Here is a 19,965-nt window from a genome sequence, read left to right as displayed (position 1 = left end):
AGTAAGATGAATACATCATTATCATGGATAAAAGCGTATGTTCCGGACCTGGATGTGACGGCTCAGGAATATACGGATGCAATGACCTTATCCGGAACAAAGGTAGAAGGATATGAAGAACTGGACGCGGATCTTTCTAAGATCGTGGTAGGCCAGATTGACAAGATTGAAAAGCATCCGGATGCAGATAAGCTGATTATCTGCCAGGTGAATATAGGAAGCGAGTCCGTACAGATCGTGACAGGCGCCAACAACGTGCATGAAGGCGACAAAGTGCCGGTGGTACTGGACGGAGGACGCGTGGCAGGCGGACATGAGCCTGGAAGCCGCGTGGCGGGCGGAATTAAGATCAAAAAAGGAAAGTTAAGAGGCATAGAAAGCTGCGGCATGATGTGCTCGATTGAAGAACTGGGCTCTGACCGGGATATGTACCCGGAAGCGCCGGAAGAGGGAATCTATATCTTCAAGGACGATGTAGAAGTCGGAAGCAGCGCGATTGAAGCATTGGGGCTGAATGACGTAGTATTTGAATATGAAGTCACCTCCAACAGAGTGGATTGCTTTAGCGTCATCGGAATTGCAAGGGAAGCGGCCGCTACGTTCGGAAAGGAATTCCACCCTCCGGTAGTTACAGCAACCGGTAATAATGAGGATGTGAACGACTATATCAAGGTGTCGGTAAAGGACAGCGAGCTGTGCCCGAGATACTGTGCAAGAGTCGTTAAGAATATCAAGATCGGGCCATCCCCGAAATGGATGCAGAGACGCCTTGCTTCCGTAGGTATCCGTCCGATCAACAATCTGGTGGATATTACCAACTATGTGATGGAAGAATACGGACAGCCGATGCATGCCTATGATCTGGATACGATCGCTGACCGCGAGATTATTGTCCGCACGGCAGCCAAAGGCGAGAAATTTACGACCCTGGACGGACAGGAAAGGGAGATGGATGACACCGTGCTGATGATCTGCGATGGCAAGAAGTCCATTGGTATTGCAGGAATCATGGGCGGAGAGAACTCCATGATCACAGACGATGTTAAGACAATGCTTTTCGAGGCTGCCTGCTTTGACGGAACCAATATCCGCAAGTCCAGCAAAAAGGTAGGACTTCGTACAGATGCTTCCGGAAAGTTCGAGAAGGGGCTGGATCCGAATAATGCCCAGGCGGCGATCGACCGTGCCTGCCAATTGGTAGAAGAACTGGGAGCCGGCGAAGTGGTCGGAGGAATGGTGGACGTTTACGGCAAGAAAAAAGAGCCAGTAAGAGTTCCATTTGATGCAAATGAGATTAACAATCTTCTGGGAACGGATATTTCTAAAGAAGAGATGATCGGCTATTTTGAAAAGATTGGCCTTTCTTATGATGAAGAGAGCAGCGAGGTCATTGCGCCTACCTTCCGTCATGACCTGTATCGTATCGCCGATCTGGCGGAAGAGGTTGCCAGGTTCTATGGATATGACAACATTCCTACCACCCTTCCAAGGGGGGAGGCTACGACAGGAAAACTGTCCTTTAAGCTCAGAGTAGAAGAGGTAGCCCGCGATATCGCGGAATTCTGCGGATTCAGCCAGGGCATGACCTATTCTTTCGAGAGTCCGAAAGTGTTCGATAAACTGATGATACCGGAGGATTCGCCGCTTCGACAGACCGTAGAGATCATCAATCCTCTTGGAGAGGATTACAGCATCATGCGTACCACATCCCTGAACGGAATGCTGACTTCTCTGGCCACCAATTATAATAGAAGAAACAAAGGAGTAAGACTGTACGAACTGGGAAATGTATACCTTCCAAAGGCGCTGCCGCTTACAGAACTTCCGGAAGAAAGAATGCAGTTTACGCTGGGTATGTACGGAGATGGAGACTTCTTCAGCATGAAGGGCGTGATCGAGGAATTCTTTGATAAAGTGGGAATGCATGGAAAAGAGACCTATGATCCCCAGGCAGGCAAGCCATATCTGCATCCGGGGCGTCAGGCTAATATCATTTACGACGGAACCGTTGTGGGATATCTCGGAGAAGTGCATCCAGATGTAGCCGATACTTACGGAATCGGGACCAAGGCATATATTGCAGTGATCGACATGCCTGAGGTTGTAAAGAGAGCCACATTTGACAGGAAATATACCGGAATTGCCAAGTTCCCGGCCGTGAACCGCGACATCAGCATGGTAATGCCGAAAGAGATCCTGGTTGGCCAGGTAGAAGAAGTGATTGAGAAAAAGGGCGGAGCCTACCTGGAGAGCTATGCGCTGTTTGACCTTTATGAAGGCGCGCAGATTAAGGAGGGCTATAAGTCCGTGGCATACTCCATCGTATTCCGTGCTAAGGATAAGACACTGGAGGATGCGGAAGTAGCTGAGGCAATGGAAAGAATCCTGAAAGAACTGGAAGGCATGGGAATCGAGCTTCGCAAATAGAAGATGAGGGATAAAATATGAAGAAAAAACAGATAATCGGCCTGGTGATCGCAGCGGTATTGTTTATTGCCGTAGGAGTATCCAGCGTGCTGACGAATACATTTTCCCAGAAAATGCTGAATGACAGCGTAGAGCATATACTCACCGGGGATTATAGATTCAATGCGCCGCTGAGCGATTATATTGCCATCGTAAGAGTAGAAGGAACTATTCAGGAGCAGACCCAGACCGGCATATTTGATTCGCCGGAAGGATATCAGCACCTGACGACAATGGAGTACATTGATGATTTAATGGAAGACTCCAATAATAAGGGCATCCTTTTGTATGTGGATTCCCCGGGTGGAACCGTCTATGAGAGCGAGGAACTGTATCTGAAGTTAAAAGATTACAAAGAGGCCACAGGGCGTCCAGTCTGGGATTATATGGCACACTATGCAGCGTCCGGAGGATACATGGTATCAATGGCAAGCGACAAGATCTATGCAAATTCCAATACCGTTACCGGCTCCATCGGCGTGATTATGTCCGGATTTGACATGACCGGGCTCTATGAGAAACTGGGGATCCGATACTTTAGCATCACCAGCGGCAAGAATAAGGACAGTTCCCAGATGACAGACGAGCAGATGGCAATCTATCAGGCGCAGGTAGACGAGTACTATAATAAATTTGTCAGCATTGTCGCAGAAGGCCGGGGCATGTCCGAAGAGGCAGTGAGAGAACTGGCAGACGGCCGTACCTATACCGCCGATCAGGCAATTGACAACGGGCTGATCGATACGATCAGTTCATTTGAAGATATGCAGGCAGCCATGAGCAAAGAACTGGGAGTCAATAATTACTACGAGCTGGAGAGCCCATCCGGCACATTTGCCTCCTTATTCGCCCAGGTAAAAGACCTGATACCGAAGTCAGAAGCCCAGATACTGAAAGAAACCGCAGCAGACATGGAAAGCGGGGTGCCGATGTATTATGCAGAACAATTGCAATAGACCTGATGTAGCCTATGCAGGCTTCTGGGTACGTCTGGCAGCTTATTGTATCGATAGCGTGATCGTGTTTGCAGGACTTTTGGTCGTCAGGCTGTTTCTATCCGGAATTACTGCTGTAGTGGAAGGCACGGCCTTTGGTGGCAATGTGCTGTTCCACTATACGCTGAAAGACATTATACTGTATGTATTCCATGTCCTGTACTTTATTCTGTGCACCTACCTTACCGGGACCACGCTTGGGAAAAGGGCCATGAACCTGCGGGTAGTAAGCGCGGATTGGGGGCAGAGGCTGAGCCTTTTGGATGTCGTGTACCGGGAGACTGTGGGAAGGTTCCTTTGCAGCCTTTCCATTGGAATCGGCTATATTATCGTAGGATTTGACGGGGAGAAGCGGGGCATCCATGATATGCTGTGCGATACCCGGGTCATCTATGCTAAGAAGATCAAGGTATTCCCGGTATACCAGATGCCAAAAGGATATCCGGGGCCTCAGGGATATGGGGCGGCACCGGGGCAGATGCCTCCGATGGGCGAACCAACGCCAGCACCGGGAAATCCAGTACCGGGGCAGATGCCGCCGACAGCCGGGCCAAAGCCGGCGCAGGAGGAAACCAAGAATAATCTGCCTGAGGATAAATAAGAAAAGAAGGGATTCATATTATGAAACGTCAAGATTTTTACTATGAATTACCCGAAGAATTGATCGCCCAGGATCCGCTAAAGGATCGTTCCAGCTCCAGGCTTCTTGTACTTGACAAGGAGTCTGGGGCTGTTTCCCATCATGTATTCAAAGAGATTACAGACTATCTGCATGAGGGAGACTGCCTGGTGATCAATGACACGAAGGTAATTCCGGCAAGGCTGATTGGTTCCAAGGTTGGGACTGAGGGCAAGATAGAGATACTATTATTGAAACGGAAAGAAAATAATGTATGGGAGACTCTTGTCAAGCCGGGAAAGAAGGCTAAGATCGGAACGAAGATCAGTTTCGGGGAAGGGCTTTTGATTGGCGAGGTTGTGGATATCGTGGACGAAGGGAACCGTCTGATCCAGTTTACCTATGAGGGAATCTTCGAAGAGATTCTGGACAGGCTGGGGCAGATGCCGCTGCCGCCATACATTACCCATCAGCTGGAGGATAAGAACCGCTATCAGACGGTCTATGCAACCCATACCGGCTCTGCTGCAGCTCCTACGGCCGGCTTGCATTTTACGCCGGAGCTGCTGGACGAGATTGAGCAAAAAGGCATAGAAATTGCGAGAGTCACGCTGCATGTAGGGCTTGGCACGTTCCGTCCAGTGAAGGTAGAAGAGATTACGGAGCACCACATGCATTCCGAGTTCTTCCAGATAGACAAGGAAGCCGCAAGGAAGATCAATTATGCCAAGGATTCCGGGAAAAGAGTTATCTGCGTGGGAACCACCAGCTGCCGGACCATAGAATCCGCAGCAGATGAAACCGGACACTTGAAGGCTTGCAGCGGATGGACGGAGATATTCATATATCCGGGCTACCAGTTCAAGATCCTGGACTGCCTGATTACGAATTTCCATCTTCCCGAGTCCACCCTTATTATGCTGGTATCCGCGCTGGCAGGCCGGGAGCACGTGCTGGCTGCCTATGAAGAGGCGGTGAAGGAACGGTACCGGTTTTTTAGTTTTGGGGATGCGATGCTGATAGTATAATGTCAGGTGGTATCGCATCAAAAGTTAATATTGGAGTTTGAACCTGACAACGGCTGCCTTTTGGATGAGGCAGCCGTTTGTGCATGTAAATGTATTCCTTGATTGATCCTATTTTTCTTCGCTTCCCTTAACCTTCCCTTAACCGAACGCCTGCTATACTGTTTTTTATAATACAAGATCATGCAAAAGTAAGAGAAAGGTGGATTTGACATATGAAGATAAGAGTAATTTCCTGCCTGCTGGCAGGCGTTCTGTCACTAAGTATGGCACTTGGGGCATGTTCCCAAAAGCCAGGAGAAACAAAGAAGGGGCCTGCGGTTACGTTGAGCGATGAGGAAGTAGTGACAATGGAAAAAGCGGCTGATTACCTCTCCTATGCAGCCGCGGGATATAACAAGGAGGTGCCCGGGAAGAAGGAACTGATGGATAATTTCCTTGGACTTTCAGAAAAAGACGATGCCACGCGTATTCAGGTATTGATCATGACAAGCAGGGCTTTTGGAGAACTGCCAAAGCCCATAGGGAACAATGCCCGCCTGGCTCCCTCCGGTGTGGAGTTATCCGGTGCCCCGCAGTGGGCCATGGAGGATATCGAGAAACTTAATGAAGCAGGTATTCTTGTTCAAAATGACTTGGGAGAAACAGTTGGGTCTAAGGAAAACAGAACGGATGGAAAGACAGAGGACGCGCAGACAGGGGATTCCGGCACGGACAGCGATGCCGTCAGCCAATCGGACAGCGTGAAAGACAGCGTGTCAGAACCTTCGGGAGAAAAGGAAGCAGTTTCGCAGGAAAGCGCTGACCCTAGCGGGACAATTACCGGTAAAGAGCTTAAGACGCTAGTACGGCGGATTTACGCGTTATATGGAACGGAATTAAAGGATGATTTTTATGCGGCGGTCAATAAGAAAGATTTAGATACAAAGGAAATCCCCAGCGGAGAGACGGATGCGGGAGGGACCTATGACCAGCGGATACTGGTTCAGAAACAGGTGAATACTATTATCAAAGAAATTGTGGAAGGGGATGGATATGCGCCTGGCAGTATGGAACAGAAAATCAAAGAATATTATGAAAGCGCCCTGGACTTTAATACACGCAATGCCCTGGGCGCAGAACCAATAAGGAAATATCTGGAGGCTATTGAAAATGCGCGGAGCATGGAGCAACTAAGCGACGCGCAGATTATATCCATGAAGGAAGTCGCAAGCGGAAGTTTCTTGGGAGTGATGTATATGACCGATACCCGGGATACGCAGAAGACCATTCCGACGTTGATGCCGGCGATAGAGCCAGAAGAAGAGACAGACGAGAGTCAGGAGAAACTCAACCAAAGGCTCCTGGTCTTAAGCGGAGAGAGCGAGGAACAGGCAAAAGACCACATAAAGGCTTATGAAAAATTGAAGCAGGCAATGAAGGCGTACGAAGAAGGCGGGAAGGAAAAAACTGATCCAGGCGCGGATGTACGTTATGTGAATCTGGATGAACTGCAGAAACTGTATCCGGGGTTTGATGTGAAAGCGATAATTGAAGCAAGCGGAGATGATATCCCAACAGAATTCTGCCTGATGTCGCCGGCTATGTTTGAAGGTTTCGCCGAACTTATGCAGGATGAGCAATATCTCCCTGGCATCCAGACTGCCTTGAAGCTGAACCTTATCACTTCCAACTATACAAGTTTGAGCCAGGATTTTCTGGATGCATTTGACGAGTACAATCAGGAAACGATGGGACAGGCGCCCAGTGAAAATACGAAGGAAGAGACGGCGTATGCCCTGGTTCAAAATGCTCTGGGAACATATATTGACCGCCTGTATGCCAAGCGGTATTTTTCTCCCGAAGCGAAAAAATATGTAAACGGCATGGTACAGCAATTTATCCGCATTTATAAAGAGCGGATTGAGAAACTGGAATGGATGAGCGGGAACACAAAGAAAGCGGCAATCCACAAACTGGAAAGCATGAAATTCTTTATAGGCTATCCGGACAAATGGGATACCACTTTGGACAGCCTTAAGATAACGGACAGTTTCTTTGACAATCAGGTGGCTGTTTCCAAACTCAGCGCCCAGAGAAACCGTAAGGAAGCTGAGGCAAAAAACAAGGGCGGGCTGGAAGCCTATATGAAAATTCCCGTAGCTGATGTCAACGCCTATTATGACCAGTACAGCAACACGATGTGTTTCCCGGCAGGAATTCTTCAGGCGCCCCAATTTGACGTAAATGCTTCTCTGGAAGAGAATCTGGGCGGAATTGGCACGACGATTGCCCACGAAATTACCCACGCGTTTGATAACACGGGAGCAAAATTTGATGCAAAAGGCCTTCAGAAAGACTGGTGGGAGCCAAAGGACTATGAAAGATTCGAGGCGCTGTGTAAAAAAGCGGCTGAATTCTATGATGGCTGGGAGTCGGCCCCTGGTATTGCTATGAATGGAGAGCAGACATTGGGAGAAAATATCGCGGACATAGGAGGAATGGCCTGTGCTCTAGAGGCGCTTGGGAAAACAGAAAATCCTGATTATGATGCATTTTTCCGGGCCTATGCCAGAGGGTGGCTGAAATGCACCACCCGGGAAAGAGCCGGCAGCCTGGCGGAAATTGATGAACACAGTTCCAGCAATCTACGGGTAAACCGGGTATTATCCAACTTCCAGGAATTCTACGATACTTATAACATTAAAGAGGGAGACGGCATGTTTGCAGCCCCGACGGAACGAATTACTATCTGGTAAGCTTTTCTATACAGAAAAATGGAAAGCATAGTATAATTAAATAAAAGCAAACGAAAATAGGAGGTGCAGCAGATGAAACTGCTTTTAGTAGAGGATGAACCGATTCTGTCAAAATCTATTGCCAGAGGGCTGAAGAAACGCGGCTATATGGTAGACTGTGCCTATGACGGGGAAGAAGCGCTGGAATTATACGCAGTCAATGAATATGATTTGATGATTTTGGATTTGAATCTTCCAAAACTCGATGGCATGGAAGTTCTGCGACAGGTAAGGCAGGAGGACGACGCCATGCGGATATTGATTCTATCAGCCCGCACAGCGGCGGAAGACAAGATTGAAGGCCTGGACGCGGGATGCAGCGATTACCTGACGAAGCCATTTGACTTTGGAGAATTGGAGGCACGGATACGCAGCCTGCTGAGACGCCAGTTCATCCACCGAAGTACGGAACTTTGCTGCGGACGCATACGGGTTGATACTGCTGCCAGGCGTGTCTTCGTAGGCAAAGAGCCGGTGGAGCTGGCTCCAAAAGAATACAGCATTCTGGAATATCTGATGCACCACCGCGAACAGGTAGTCAGTGCGGAAGAATTGATTGAACATATCTGGGAAAGCGATGCGGATCTTTTTTCTAATTCTTTCAAAGTGCATTTGCATACGCTGAAGAAAAAACTGGACGGCGCAGGCGGCGCCGGGCAGTATATTGTGACCAGGCGGGGCCAGGGATACCTGATCAAGGAGTTAGGAGAGGATATGCTATGAGAAGAAAGTCTCTGAGAATACAGATTACAGCAGCAGTGGGAATCATCGTCACGCTGGCCTGTCTGGCGCTGACGGCTAACTCCATCTATTCTGCCAACAATTACTATGCAGGCTATCTGGAAGACCAGTCATCTTCCGAAGCCATGGTACCGCCTCCGGGGACTTATGAGGAAGATATCCCGGAAAGGGATGGGCAGATCGTGGCGGATATTACCCGCAGTTTTTCGGTGCAGGGAGTGGCCGCCATGGCGCTTGCCATACTGGCCTGTGTCTTGTTCGCCTGGTGGGCCTGCGGGCGCCTGCTCAGGCCATTGGAGGAATTAACCGGGAGAATCCATGCCGTTGATCAGGAAAAATTGAATCAGCCGCTGCCGATCCCTGGGGGAACAGCCGAAGTACGCCTGCTGGCGGAATCCTTTAATGGAATGCTTGACCGCCTGAACCAGTCCTTCCAGATGCAGCGGCGTTTTGCGGCAGACGCGGCACATGAGTTAAAGACGCCTCTGGCGGCAATGAAAACGACCCTCCAGGTACTGCAGATGGAGGAGGCGCCCAGTAAGGAAGAGTATCAGGAGTTCGTTCAGGATACGCAGGAGAGTTTGGAGAGGCTGATTTGTACGGTAGAAAATCTTCTGGCCCTGGCCAGCAGAGAGGCCAGGAATGACGACGAACCGGTTTCGCTAAAGTCGCTGACTCTGAATGTAGCCAGGGGACTTGAGCCTAAAGCGGCGGTACAGCATATTACGGTATCCGTCGAGGGCGAAGAAGTGGTGGCGAAAGGAAGTCCCGCTTTATTTTACCGTGCTATTTACAATGTGATAGAGAATGCCATTAAGTATAACCATCCGGGCGGGCAGGTGCAGGCAAGAGTAATGAAAAGCAATAATGGACAGGCTGCTATCACTGTCACGGATACGGGAATCGGGATACCGCAGGAAAGCATGGAATCTATCTTTGAGCCTTTTTACCGCGCCGACCCTTCCCGTTCCCAGAAGATTGAAGGATCGGGCCTGGGACTTTCGATTGTACGCCAGATTATGGAACAGTATGGCGGATCAGTTACGGTGGAGGATTCAAATGAGACAGGGAGCACGATTGTGTTACGGTTTATATGCTGGGATGAAACGTAAGACTTTGGCTTCATATATATGAATAGAACAAATAGTTAACAAAAGAGAGCACGAAAAGCGTGGAATAATATTTTCTAAACGGATATGATACTTAAAGTAAGGAGGGGGATCCAATGGAATGGCTGAAGAAATTAAGCGATGCAGTCACGTATATTGAAAGGAATCTGGATAACGAGATATCCTTAGATGAGGCGGCGCGAATCGCCTGCTGTTCACCATTCTATTTCAAGAGAATGTTTTCTTATGTGGCTGGAATCTCCTTATCGGAATATATCCGCCGCCGCAGGATGACGCAGGCCGCTTTTGAACTACAGAGAACCAGTCAGAAGGTGATTGATATTGCGCTGAAATATGGATATTCGTCTCCGACATCCTTCAACCGTGCCTTTCAGAGCGTGCATGGGATCAGCCCTGCCGCTGCCAAAAGCGAGGGAAGCACATTGAACACGTATCCGGCTATCAAATTTTCGGTTACAGTCACAGGAGGTACCGCTATGTCATTTCACATCGAACAGAAAGAAGAAATACGTGTTGTCGGCATCCGCAGGCCTTTGGCAGAGGAAGCGGAAGAAAATCACCGAAAGATTCCACAGTTCTGGCAGAAAGCGTTTGCGAAAGGCCAGGTTGAGAGAATCTGTTCTTTCGGCAATCAAAAGCCCAGGGGAATCTTAGGGGTCAGCGAATATAAAGGGCCTCAGGCCTTCCATTATTATATTGCGGCGGCAACGGACAGCCCTGTACCCGAGGGCATGTATGAGTGTGTCATTCCGTCCGCGACTTGGGTTGTCTTTGAAAGCGATGGCCGCTTCAAGGAAAGCGTACAGGATATATTCCGCCGTTTTTATACCGAATGGCTTCCGCTTTCCGGCTATGAGTACGCAGGCTTACCGGATATCGAAGTATACCCGGCGGCTGAGAGCACGCCGGCGGCAGGGCATTCGGAGGTATGGATCGCGATAAAGAAAGAAAAGGAGAACTAGAATGTATGCGATACAAGCACAGAAGGTGACAAAGCGATATAGGAATGGCGCGCAGGCACTGGAGAATTTTAGCGTGCAGGTTCGGGAAGGAGAGATCTTTACCCTGCTGGGGCCAAACGGCGCGGGAAAATCTACATTGATCCGGATACTTACCACATATCTGAAGCCGGATTCTGGTGAAGTCCGGATGCTCGGGAAGGAACTTTGCCGGGATGCTGCATCAATACGTCAGGATATTGCCTGCGTGGCTCAGCAGACATCCATCGATACCTATCTGTCACTGGAAGAAAATATGCTGTTCCAGAGCCGGCTGTACCGGATTCCCAAAGCAGAGGCAAAACATAGGATGGAGAAACTGATCTGCGATTTTGACCTGCATAGTTTCAGAAAATATCCGGTGGCTTCCTACTCGGGAGGAATTCGAAGGCGGCTCGACATTGCGCTCAACTTGATGTCAAACCCCAGGATCTTGTTTCTTGACGAGCCCACCGTGGGTATGGACATCCAGTCTCGAATGGCTATGTGGGATATGGTGAGGAAGATCCGTGACGACTTTGGAACAACCATTTTTTTGACTACGCACTATCTGGAGGAAGCCGACAATCTTAGCAATACGGTCTGCATTATGAAAGAAGGCAGGGAAGTGGCGCAGGGAACTTTGGCAGAACTGCGTTCCTATATCAGGCAGGATACGCTTCTGATCCATTTTTCTACAGACGCTGAGGCGAAAAAGCATAGGAAGGATATGAAGCCGGCATTTCCGGAATCCCAAGTGACGATTCGCAATGGGGATATCGTGGTCAATACCAAGGAGGGGCATTTGGATATGGAGCGGGCATTGGGGATTCTGCTTAAGCACAATATCCCGTTTCGCGGCATAGAGATCTCACAGCCTACCTTAGAGGATGTGTTTTTACGCCTGACGGACAAATGGAAAGCAGGTGAACAAAAGTGAGTGTTGCCACAATTTTTTATCGGAACATCAAATGGCGCTTTCATAATGCTTTTACCATAGTGATTACAATATTACAGCCTGTTTTGTGGCTGGTTTTTTACAGCCGGGTTGCAGAAGGAACTTTGAGAGGTGCCGGAATAGATAATTATACGGCCTTTATCTTCCCAGGCCTGATCATGCTAGTCTGTTTCTCGGCCTGCAGCAGCAGCGGGATCATGAATTACCTGATGAAGACGGATGGCAGCTTTTACCGGGTTCTGATCGCTCCCGTTCGGAGGGGCTCCATTGTATTGGGGCAGCTTCTGGAAGCAGTATGCTGTACTTTTATAGAAGTGGGGCTTCTGGCGGTAATCAGTCTGCTGCTTTCTGCAGATGTTATGCTGGATATGCGCGGAGTCGTTCTCATCATCCTGCTGATTGCCTTGATGGCATTTTTCATGGCTGGGGTTTCTTATAGCATCAGCCTGATCCTTCCCAATGAAGTACTGTATGAAACGGTTATGAACGCAATCGTGCTTCCTGTTTTCTTTCTGAGTACGGCACTGTTCCCGGCTGATGGACTTCAAGGAGCGCTGGGGGCAGTCATCCGGCTGAACCCGCTTACACATGCCATTAATGCCATACGCTCGATGATTCTATATGGAGCCATCGACATGAAGACCATAGGGTCCGTTGGGGGGGCTGTTTCTATTATTGGGAGCAGGCAGTTTTGGATGGGCGCTCTGGAATCTGAAGAAAGAGATGCGCTTGTAGCACAATCGTGCAATGTTATGGTATAATAGACATCATGCTGTCCATTTGCTGCTGGCAGAGGAGAGGCTTGAATTTAAATACCAGGAGGTAAATGAAATGAAATATGAAGGCGTATGTATTGCGGTAAAAGATGTAGAGCGTTCTAAAAGGTTCTATCAGGAACTATTTGAACTCGAGGTGTTTCAGGATTATGGCATAAATGTTTCCTTTGGCGGCCTGTCTCTGCAGCAGGAGTTTGACTGGCTGATTGGAATTCCGAAGGAGAGTGTGGCAGAAAGGTCCCATAATATGGAACTGTACTTTGAGGAAGATAATTTTGACGATTTTCTTGTTAAATTAGAAGGACGTGACGATATTAACTATATTGGAGACGGCGTTAAAGAGGCTGGGTGGGGACAACGCTCGATTCGTTTTTATGATTTGGATGGCCACATTATAGAAGTCGGCGAGAACATGAAAATGGTTGTGAAACGTTTTCTGGATTCTGGAATGTCAATGGAAGAGACTTCCAAACGGATGGATGTATCCATAGCGGATTTGGAAACGCTTCTGCGCAGTTAGCCTTCAACCGGGCGATGGTAGAAAAGGGGAAAGAATAATGAAAATAAAGAACTATATGCTGTTGGTGAAAGATCTGGAGAAATCGAAAGATTTTTATTGGAAAGTCTTGGGCCTGCGTACACTGGCTGATATGGGGATTCATGCGGTATTGACCGGAGGACTGGCATTACAGACAGAAGGAAGTTTTAAGGAATTTACCGGCAAAGAGATTTCCTATCATGGTAACGACACGGAGATATATTTTGAAGAAGATGATTTTGACAGCTTTGTGGAGAAACTTTACAGTATGGAGAAGATCGAATATGTGCATCCCGTCATGGAGCATAGCTGGGGACAAAGAGTCGTACGCTTATATGACCCGGATCACCATATCATAGAAGTAGGAGAAAACATGAAGACTGTCTGCAGGCGTTACTTAGACCAGGGAATGACGATGGAAGAGATCGCTGAAAAAATGGGGATACCGCTGAAAGCAGTTAAAGCATATGCCAGATAGAAGAGACGCTTTAGCCGAGTTTTTTCTTTATTCTTTCAGGCTTTGAATCCTTCTGCTATAGGAAGACAAACAAGGTCCTTGTCACTTTCCTGTCACTTTTCCTGGCTATTATGTTAGTATCGAACAGGAAAGGAGATACACGACTATGGAAATACTACGCTGCAGTCATCTTACAAAAATATATGGCAGCGGTTCGAATACCGTAACTGCGCTTAAGGATGTCAGTTTTTCTTTGGAACGGGGAAGCTTTACCGCAATTATCGGGGCATCCGGCTCCGGCAAATCAACGCTGCTTCACATGCTGGGAGGGGTAGACCGGCCCACCAGCGGAAGCATTTATATTGAGGATACAGACATCTCGAGCCTTGGACCGGAACAGCTTGCCGCCTTCCGGAGACGGAAGGTGGGGCTGGTGTACCAGTTCTATAACCTGATTCCCACGCTGAATGTGCGCAAGAATATCCTGCTTCCGGTATTGCTGGATAACCAGAAGCCTGATGAGGAACGGTTCGAGCAGCTTGTCACGGCGCTTGGAATTGCCGACCGCTTAAGCCATCTGCCAAGCGAACTATCAGGAGGGCAGCAGCAGAGAGTTGCGATTGCCAGAAGCCTGATTTACCACCCGGCGATTCTGCTGGCAGATGAGCCGACTGGCAATCTGGATCGGAAGAATTCGGAAGAGACGATCGAATTGCTGAAATTGTCTAACCGCCGTTATGGGCAGACGATTCTGCTGATTACCCATGATGAGAAGACTGCCCTTATGGCCGACCGGGTTATAACGCTGGAAGACGGAAAGATTCTGCATGACGAGGTGGTGGGCTGATGAAGATTCTTAGGGAATATGTGTGGGATTCCATACGGAAGAATAAAAGAACGAGCCTTGCCATAATGATCGCTTTATTTTTAATGACTACCATGATGTCTTGCTTCTGCGGGTTTGTCTATACAATGTGGACGGATGCGATTGCCCTTTCCATCAATGAGGATGGCAACTGGCACGGAGAACTGTTTGATGATACCAAAGGCGAAAGTTTGAAGCAGATAGAGAATTATGCGTCTGTACAGGCTGTACTATTAAAAGGCCCCTGGGAAGTGGCAAAACTTGAAGATACAGGGAAACGGACCTACCTGATATCCAGAGGCGCAAACAAGGAATATTGGGACTCCATGCCGGAGAAAAGCCTGATAACCCAGGGGCGCGTTCCGGCTGCGGAAGATGAGATCGTTCTTTCAAAGCAATATTTTGATGACCACCCGGAAGCGACTGTGGGAGATACGCTCACCCTTCCTACGGGGAACCGCATCTATGAAGGAAACGTGTGTATGGAGACAGAAGGCTTTCATGAGGGGGAAGCCTTTCAACAGACAGGTACGAAAGCATACAAGATTGTAGGAATTATGGATGTTGCCACATCTTCTTCGGTTCCGGCATATACCGCCATGAGTTTTCTAAACGAAGAATCGATTCAGCCTGAGGATAGCCTGACAGTCTATCTGCGGTTTGATCCTATGAGAAGTACCTATAAGGAACTTCCTGCTCTTGCAGCATCCATTGGATATGAGGCGGATGAATACGAGACGTATAATCTTAGATATAATGCAGGACTTCTGTCCAAATATGGAATTCTGCCGCCAGAGCAGATTCACAGTATAGACAGTCTGAAGATGCTGACGGTTCCCTTATTTTTTCTTGTCCTGGCCGTGCTTTTGATCGGGGTATTCGTACTGGTGATCCATAATGCATTTGCCCTGTCTGCCAATGAAAAACTTGCCCAGCTGGGCACGCTGGCGGGAATCGGGGCATCGCCGAAGCAGATCAAGGCGGCAGTGACATTGGAAGCCTTGATGCTGCTCGTGGTGCCGCTTCCTCTGGGAATCTTATGCGGCTGGCTTCTGGACGTGGAACTGATGCGCCTGATCAATCAGGCAAATGATATAGGAAGGAGCGCGCCGGATATCGTGCTGACCTTCGGGCTTCCTGCCATAGTACCGGCTATTCTTCTGTCTGTTGCCACGGCCTGGATATCTGCCAGGATACCGGCACGCAGGGTAGCCAGGCTGACGCCGGTAGAGGCGCTTAGGCAGGTGGAGACGCTAAGAGGAAAGAAGATACGAAGAAGCCGGATTTACAGCCGATTCGGAATCAGCGGGGAACTGGCCGCCAATGCGTTAACGGCGCGCCGCAGATCCTACCGCACAGCTACCATTTCGCTGTGTATGTCTTTCCTTCTGCTAACTGGGTTTCTGTATATTGTTACAACCCAGAACGCTGCCAGAGAGATCTATCAGACGCAGGAGGAAAAAGAAGGACATATTTTTCTTACGATCAGCGATGGAAGAGTGCCGGAGCAAAAGGCGCTGGATGAGATAAAAGAAGTCTCTGGAATCAGCCAGTCCGTTCTTTATAACAAGATGCCCTGCGCCACCTGGGTGACCAAAGAGCAGGCTGCGGATGATATAGACACTTATCTGGGAGGCTTTGATGAGATTGTATCGGAGAAGAAGTATACGCCGATTAAGCGGGACGGAAAGTACAGAATCTATTCCCAGTTGATTGGGCTTGAAGAAGAAAGCTTTCGGGAATACTGCCGGGAACTTGGGATAGATCCGGAGCCATACCTGGAAGATGGGAGCAAGGCGCTGATTTATAACCAGACTGCAGATCCTCATGCCAGTACGAGAAAGAAAAAAATTTACAGAGAAATGCTAAAAATCCAGACAGGACAGGAGATTCCATTTACGGAGAAGGCATATGATGAAGATAAAGGCGATTATCAGTTCCAGCTAACAGCAGGGGAGATTGTAGAGAAACTGCCGACAGAAGGACTGGGACTGCCCAGGTTTACGCTGATAGCAATCTTGCCGATGAAACATGTCAGAGAAATTGCGGCAAACTGTAGCGAAAAAAGGCGCTTTACCGCAACGGCGGTCTATGGAAACTTTATGACGGATAGTTCCACAGGCGTGTCTTATTCCAGAATCCAGGAGGTATCCAAAAGCATCGAGGAGATTGTGGGACGCTACTATGGCAGCGGGGACTATATGGTCTCAGACTTGGCACAGAAAAAGGAAATGATGGATCAGGCAAATGGGGTCATATCTACGGTCATCGCTTTCCTGACGGGACTGCTGGCGCTGATCGGACTGTCCAATGTATGGGCCAGCATATCAGGTAACCTTCGCCAGAGGAGCAGGGAGTTTGCCATGCTTAAGTCGGTAGGGCTCTCACCGCTAAAACTGCGCCGCATGCTGCTCCTGGAGGGATTGAATCTGGGCCTGAAGCCCTTGCTCTACAGCCTTCCATTCCAGGCGGCCGTTCTGGCAGGCTTCCTGTATCTCAATGAAGTAAGCCTTGGGGAATACCTGCCCTATGCGCCTTACGCGGCCGTCCTTGGCTATACAGGCCTCGTCCTTGCCTGCATCATTGGGGCATACGTTGCAGGTGACAGGAGAATCCAGAGACAGAATATTATTGACGCGATCAAGGATGAGACGATCTGACAGGGTCAGTCCTTGTAGAATCTTATAATGAAGCGGGCATGTCCGGCCGGAGAGTTTTCGGCGTGGACATGTCCGTTCTGCGCTTCCAGGATCAGCCGGGAAAGAGCAAGCCCGATGCCGGCGCTGTCTTTCGCTGCGTGTTCTCCGCGGTAGAATCTGTCAAACAGATGGGGAAGATCCTTTTTGGAGAAGCCGCAGCCGCCATCCTCTATAAGAATCTGAGTATAGATCGGGTTCTGTCCGTATTCGATCTGGATAGTGCCTTGATCCGGCGTATGCTCGACGCAGTTTTTCAGGATATTGATGAACGCCTCCGAGGTCCATTGCATGTCTGCGTTTATTCGAATGTCTGCAGGTGCCTTCTGGCCTTCGCAGACCGCCCTTTGAATCGTCAGTTTGATCTGCTTTTGATCCATCATCTCTTTTAGGGGACCGGCAGCCTCATAGAGCAGTTCCTCTACGCCCAGATCCTGCCGGCAGAATTCCAGAGTGTGGGAATCCAGTCTGGCCAGAACCAGAAGTCCGTCTGCAAGTCCTTTCAGACGCTCAATCTGGCGTCTCAGACGCTCCAAGTATTCTTCCTCCTCCTTGCGGGAAGGTTCCAGAAGTTCTGCCATCAGAGACATGGAAGTAAGAGGGGTCTTTAACTGGTGGGCGATATCCGCAATCCTTGCGGCCAGGATCTGGTGGTCTTTTACCGCGTCTTCCTTTGTCGAGGCAAGGGAGGCAACCGTTTTATATATGGCGTCTTCCAGATGGGAGAAGGCGTCCTCCCTGCGGGTAAGCAGCACGGCCTTTCCGCTGTCTGCAGCCTGCAAGTAAGCGGCCAGTTCCCGGATCCTTTTCTCCTGGTACTTCCAATCCCGTCTGCGTATATAGAACACGGCACATCCTGCCGCTTCAAAAAGTATCAGGCAAAAAACGATGGTGTAAGGCAGAATCAGCGGCATCGTACCCCATCGGTGATGGCCGTACTGTTCCAGATAGCGCCTTCCTTCCTTAAAGTCCTCTTTATTCTCCGTTTGAAGCCTGTCCTTCATCGCCGCCGGGAGAGATTGCCCTTCCAGAATTGCTCCCGTTAAGCGGGCGGTGAAGCCGTATTCATGGGAACTTAAAATAGCGGCGCAAAGAAAGCCTGCTGCCAGGCCGGGAAGCAGCCAGAGCAGGCAGGAGGCAAGAAATGCTTTCATCCCTTGTTTCTTCATACAATCTCCTCCATCCGATAGCCGATGCCGCGGATCGTTACGATATGCCGCGTGTCATTCAGTTTTTTCCGCAGCCGCCTCATCGTTACCGTCAGCGTATTATCGTTAACAAAGTTCCCGTCTGCATCCCATAGCCGTTCCAGAATCAGATTTCGGGGCAGCGTACGGCCCTTGTTCTCCAAGAGTATATGGAGAAGGCGGTATTCAAGGGCAGTCAGAGTGACCGGCTCTCCGTTAAGATATCCCTGCATTTTATCCTTGTCGAGGGAAATATCCCCGCAGACGAGTACCGGCTGCCTGTCCTCCGGAAGCCTGCGAAGCACGGCGGCAATCCTGGATTCCAGCACAGCGATATGAAAGGGCTTGGTGATATAGTCATCCGCTCCCATGTCAAGTCCCCTGGTAATATCCATTACACTGTCGCGCACGGTCAGGAAGATAATCGGGGTATCTGCCTGCTCCTTCACCCATCTGCAGAAATCGTACCCGCTTCCGTCGGGGAGATTTAAGTCCAGCAGGATCAGACGAATATCGGAGGAAAAGAGTTTCCTCCCTTGCTCGATCGAAGGGCATGTGATGCAATCATATCCTTTTCGCTTTAAAGCCGCCTCAATGCCAAAGGAAATCGTGTCATCGTCTTCCAACAATAATATTTTAATCAAAAGTTCCACCACCTGAGAAATGAAATGTACGGCAAAGCCGCCATACTGTATATTATAACGCATAGGATGGGAATTGCCAGAAGGGATATAAAATACGCAGAATTTTCTGGTTGACTCTCACGCTGCGTCATAGGGTATGATAAAATCATCAAGAACAGGAGGAACACGGTATATGAGGACAGTAAAAGAAGTTTCAAAGATCACAGGTATCAGCGTACGTACGCTTCATTATTATGATGAGATCGGACTATTTAAGCCGACTCTTGTCAGCGAGGCGGGATACCGGCTTTATGACGATAAGGCATTGGAGATCTTACAGCAGATACTGTTCTTTCGAGAATTCGATATGCCCCTTAAGGAGATTAAGGCGGTCCTTAAAAATCCTGATCTTGATAAGAATGAACTGCTGAAGAGCCAGCAAAAACTGCTGATCTTAAAAAAAGAAAGGCTTGAGCGGATCATCGGCAGTATCGATGACATTCTGAAAGGAGAGAATAAGATGGATTTCGAGGTTTTTGATAAGACGGATATCGAGCAGATGTATAACGATATGTTAAAAAATATGACAGATGAGCAAAAGGATATATTTATTAAGGAATACGGGAGTATGGAGGCGTTTGAGCAGCATTTCCTTGACAGCGCCGCCAGCCCGCAGGCCCAGAAGAACTTTGAAAAGGTGGTGGAATGGTACGGGGATAAGGAGAGAGCCATGACTGCTGCCGCCAATCCTGAAAACCCTGAGATTTTGGAAGCATACCAAAAGAGGCTGGATGCGGCGACGGAAAAACTCGTATCCAGAATGGGAGCGGACGTAGATTCATTTGAAGTAAAAGAGGTTGTGGGGGAGATAGATTTTGTATCAAAACAGTTATATCAAATGAAAGATGTATCTGCATTTATGCTTGATATGGCAGACATGTATCTGAAAAATGAAACATTGCAGAAGAGTACGGATCAAAAATATGGAGAGGGAGCGTCGGTATTTATCGGAAGGGCGCTGAGAACGTTCTATAAAGGATAGTATAAAGGCGGCTGGCGGATGTCAGCCGCCTTTTGACGCATGAGAAGCCTGGTAAATCAAACAGTATATTTTTCTTTCGAAATTTGCTATAAT

17 protein-coding genes are annotated in these 19,965 nt (G+C 48.8%); 15 read left to right on the top strand and 2 right to left on the bottom strand.

The features are described from left to right. The first annotated feature begins 6 nt into the window (after positions 1-6). From pheT to K0036_RS13600, 14 genes are all read left to right on the top strand, one after another. The gene (gene pheT, locus K0036_RS13665; RefSeq protein WP_220429985.1) at positions 7-2,427 is read left to right on the top strand and encodes a phenylalanine--tRNA ligase subunit beta; all 2,421 of its coding nucleotides are present in this window, start codon (positions 7-9) and stop codon (positions 2,425-2,427) included. A gap of 17 nt (positions 2,428-2,444) precedes the next feature. Then, complete coding sequence (gene sppA / locus K0036_RS13660) at positions 2,445-3,422, top strand: signal peptide peptidase SppA (RefSeq protein WP_025642826.1); 978 nt, start codon at positions 2,445-2,447, stop codon at positions 3,420-3,422. Then, positions 3,403-4,062 (top strand): RDD family protein, encoded by a 660-nt coding sequence (locus tag K0036_RS13655; RefSeq protein ID WP_220429984.1) that lies wholly within the window; start codon positions 3,403-3,405, stop codon positions 4,060-4,062. The genes sppA and K0036_RS13655 overlap by 20 nt, the downstream gene beginning before the upstream one ends. A gap of 20 nt (positions 4,063-4,082) precedes the next feature. Next, positions 4,083-5,108 carry a tRNA preQ1(34) S-adenosylmethionine ribosyltransferase-isomerase QueA gene (gene queA / locus K0036_RS13650; RefSeq protein ID WP_220429983.1) on the top strand — a complete coding sequence of 342 codons (1,026 nt, stop codon included), beginning with the start codon at positions 4,083-4,085 and terminating at the stop codon, positions 5,106-5,108. Positions 5,109-5,320: 212 nt separating this feature from the next. Beyond that, on the top strand, positions 5,321-7,843 hold the full coding sequence (locus K0036_RS13645; RefSeq protein WP_220429982.1) for a M13-type metalloendopeptidase: 2,523 nt from the start codon (positions 5,321-5,323) through the stop codon (positions 7,841-7,843). Between the two features lie 72 nt (positions 7,844-7,915). Further along, positions 7,916-8,605, top strand: coding sequence for a response regulator transcription factor (locus tag K0036_RS13640; RefSeq protein ID WP_220429981.1), 690 nt, complete (start codon positions 7,916-7,918; stop codon positions 8,603-8,605). Further along, a complete protein-coding gene (locus tag K0036_RS13635; protein WP_220429980.1) occupies positions 8,602-9,735 on the top strand; it encodes a sensor histidine kinase in 1,134 nt (377 codons plus the stop codon). Before K0036_RS13640 ends, K0036_RS13635 begins: the two co-directional genes overlap by 4 nt. 113 nt (positions 9,736-9,848) lie before the next feature. After that, positions 9,849-10,715 carry an AraC family transcriptional regulator gene (locus tag K0036_RS13630; RefSeq protein WP_220429979.1) on the top strand — a complete coding sequence of 289 codons (867 nt, stop codon included), beginning with the start codon at positions 9,849-9,851 and terminating at the stop codon, positions 10,713-10,715. Position 10,716: 1 nt separating this feature from the next. Then, positions 10,717-11,670, top strand: coding sequence for an ABC transporter ATP-binding protein (locus K0036_RS13625; protein ID WP_220429978.1), 954 nt, complete (start codon positions 10,717-10,719; stop codon positions 11,668-11,670). Further along, entirely contained in the window at positions 11,667-12,449 is a 783-nt protein-coding gene (locus K0036_RS13620; protein WP_259283309.1) for an ABC transporter permease, read from the top strand. The genes K0036_RS13625 and K0036_RS13620 overlap by 4 nt, the downstream gene beginning before the upstream one ends. A 70-nt stretch (positions 12,450-12,519) precedes the next feature. Further along, on the top strand, positions 12,520-12,984 hold the full coding sequence (locus K0036_RS13615; protein WP_025642831.1) for a VOC family protein: 465 nt from the start codon (positions 12,520-12,522) through the stop codon (positions 12,982-12,984). 37 nt (positions 12,985-13,021) lie between these two features. Next, on the top strand, positions 13,022-13,480 hold the full coding sequence (locus K0036_RS13610) for a VOC family protein (RefSeq protein WP_220429977.1): 459 nt from the start codon (positions 13,022-13,024) through the stop codon (positions 13,478-13,480). A gap of 145 nt (positions 13,481-13,625) precedes the next feature. Further along, positions 13,626-14,306 carry an ABC transporter ATP-binding protein gene (locus K0036_RS13605; RefSeq protein WP_173693893.1) on the top strand — a complete coding sequence of 227 codons (681 nt, stop codon included), beginning with the start codon at positions 13,626-13,628 and terminating at the stop codon, positions 14,304-14,306. Beyond that, positions 14,306-16,984, top strand: coding sequence for an ABC transporter permease (locus K0036_RS13600; RefSeq protein WP_220429976.1), 2,679 nt, complete (start codon positions 14,306-14,308; stop codon positions 16,982-16,984). The genes K0036_RS13605 and K0036_RS13600 overlap by 1 nt, the downstream gene beginning before the upstream one ends. Positions 16,985-16,989: 5 nt before the next feature. Here K0036_RS13600 and K0036_RS13595 read toward each other — a convergent pair whose 3' ends face one another. Together K0036_RS13595 and K0036_RS13590 are read right to left on the bottom strand one after the other, a co-directional pair. Further along, a complete protein-coding gene (locus tag K0036_RS13595) occupies positions 16,990-18,189 on the bottom strand; it encodes a sensor histidine kinase (protein WP_220429975.1) in 1,200 nt (399 codons plus the stop codon). Then, entirely contained in the window at positions 18,186-18,860 is a 675-nt protein-coding gene (locus K0036_RS13590; RefSeq protein WP_334300879.1) for a response regulator transcription factor, read from the bottom strand. Before K0036_RS13590 ends, K0036_RS13595 begins: the two co-directional genes overlap by 4 nt. 163 nt (positions 18,861-19,023) lie before the next feature. On the opposite strand from K0036_RS13590, the gene K0036_RS13585 reads away from it, so the two are divergent. Beyond that, the gene (locus K0036_RS13585; RefSeq protein ID WP_220429974.1) at positions 19,024-19,872 is read left to right on the top strand and encodes a MerR family transcriptional regulator; all 849 of its coding nucleotides are present in this window, start codon (positions 19,024-19,026) and stop codon (positions 19,870-19,872) included. Positions 19,873-19,965 lie beyond the last annotated feature (93 nt).

This window comes from [Clostridium] scindens, assembly GCF_019597925.1.
Taxonomy (GTDB): Bacteria; Bacillota; Clostridia; order Lachnospirales; family Lachnospiraceae; genus Clostridium_AP.
This window is presented reverse-complemented; position numbering and strand designations above follow the sequence as displayed.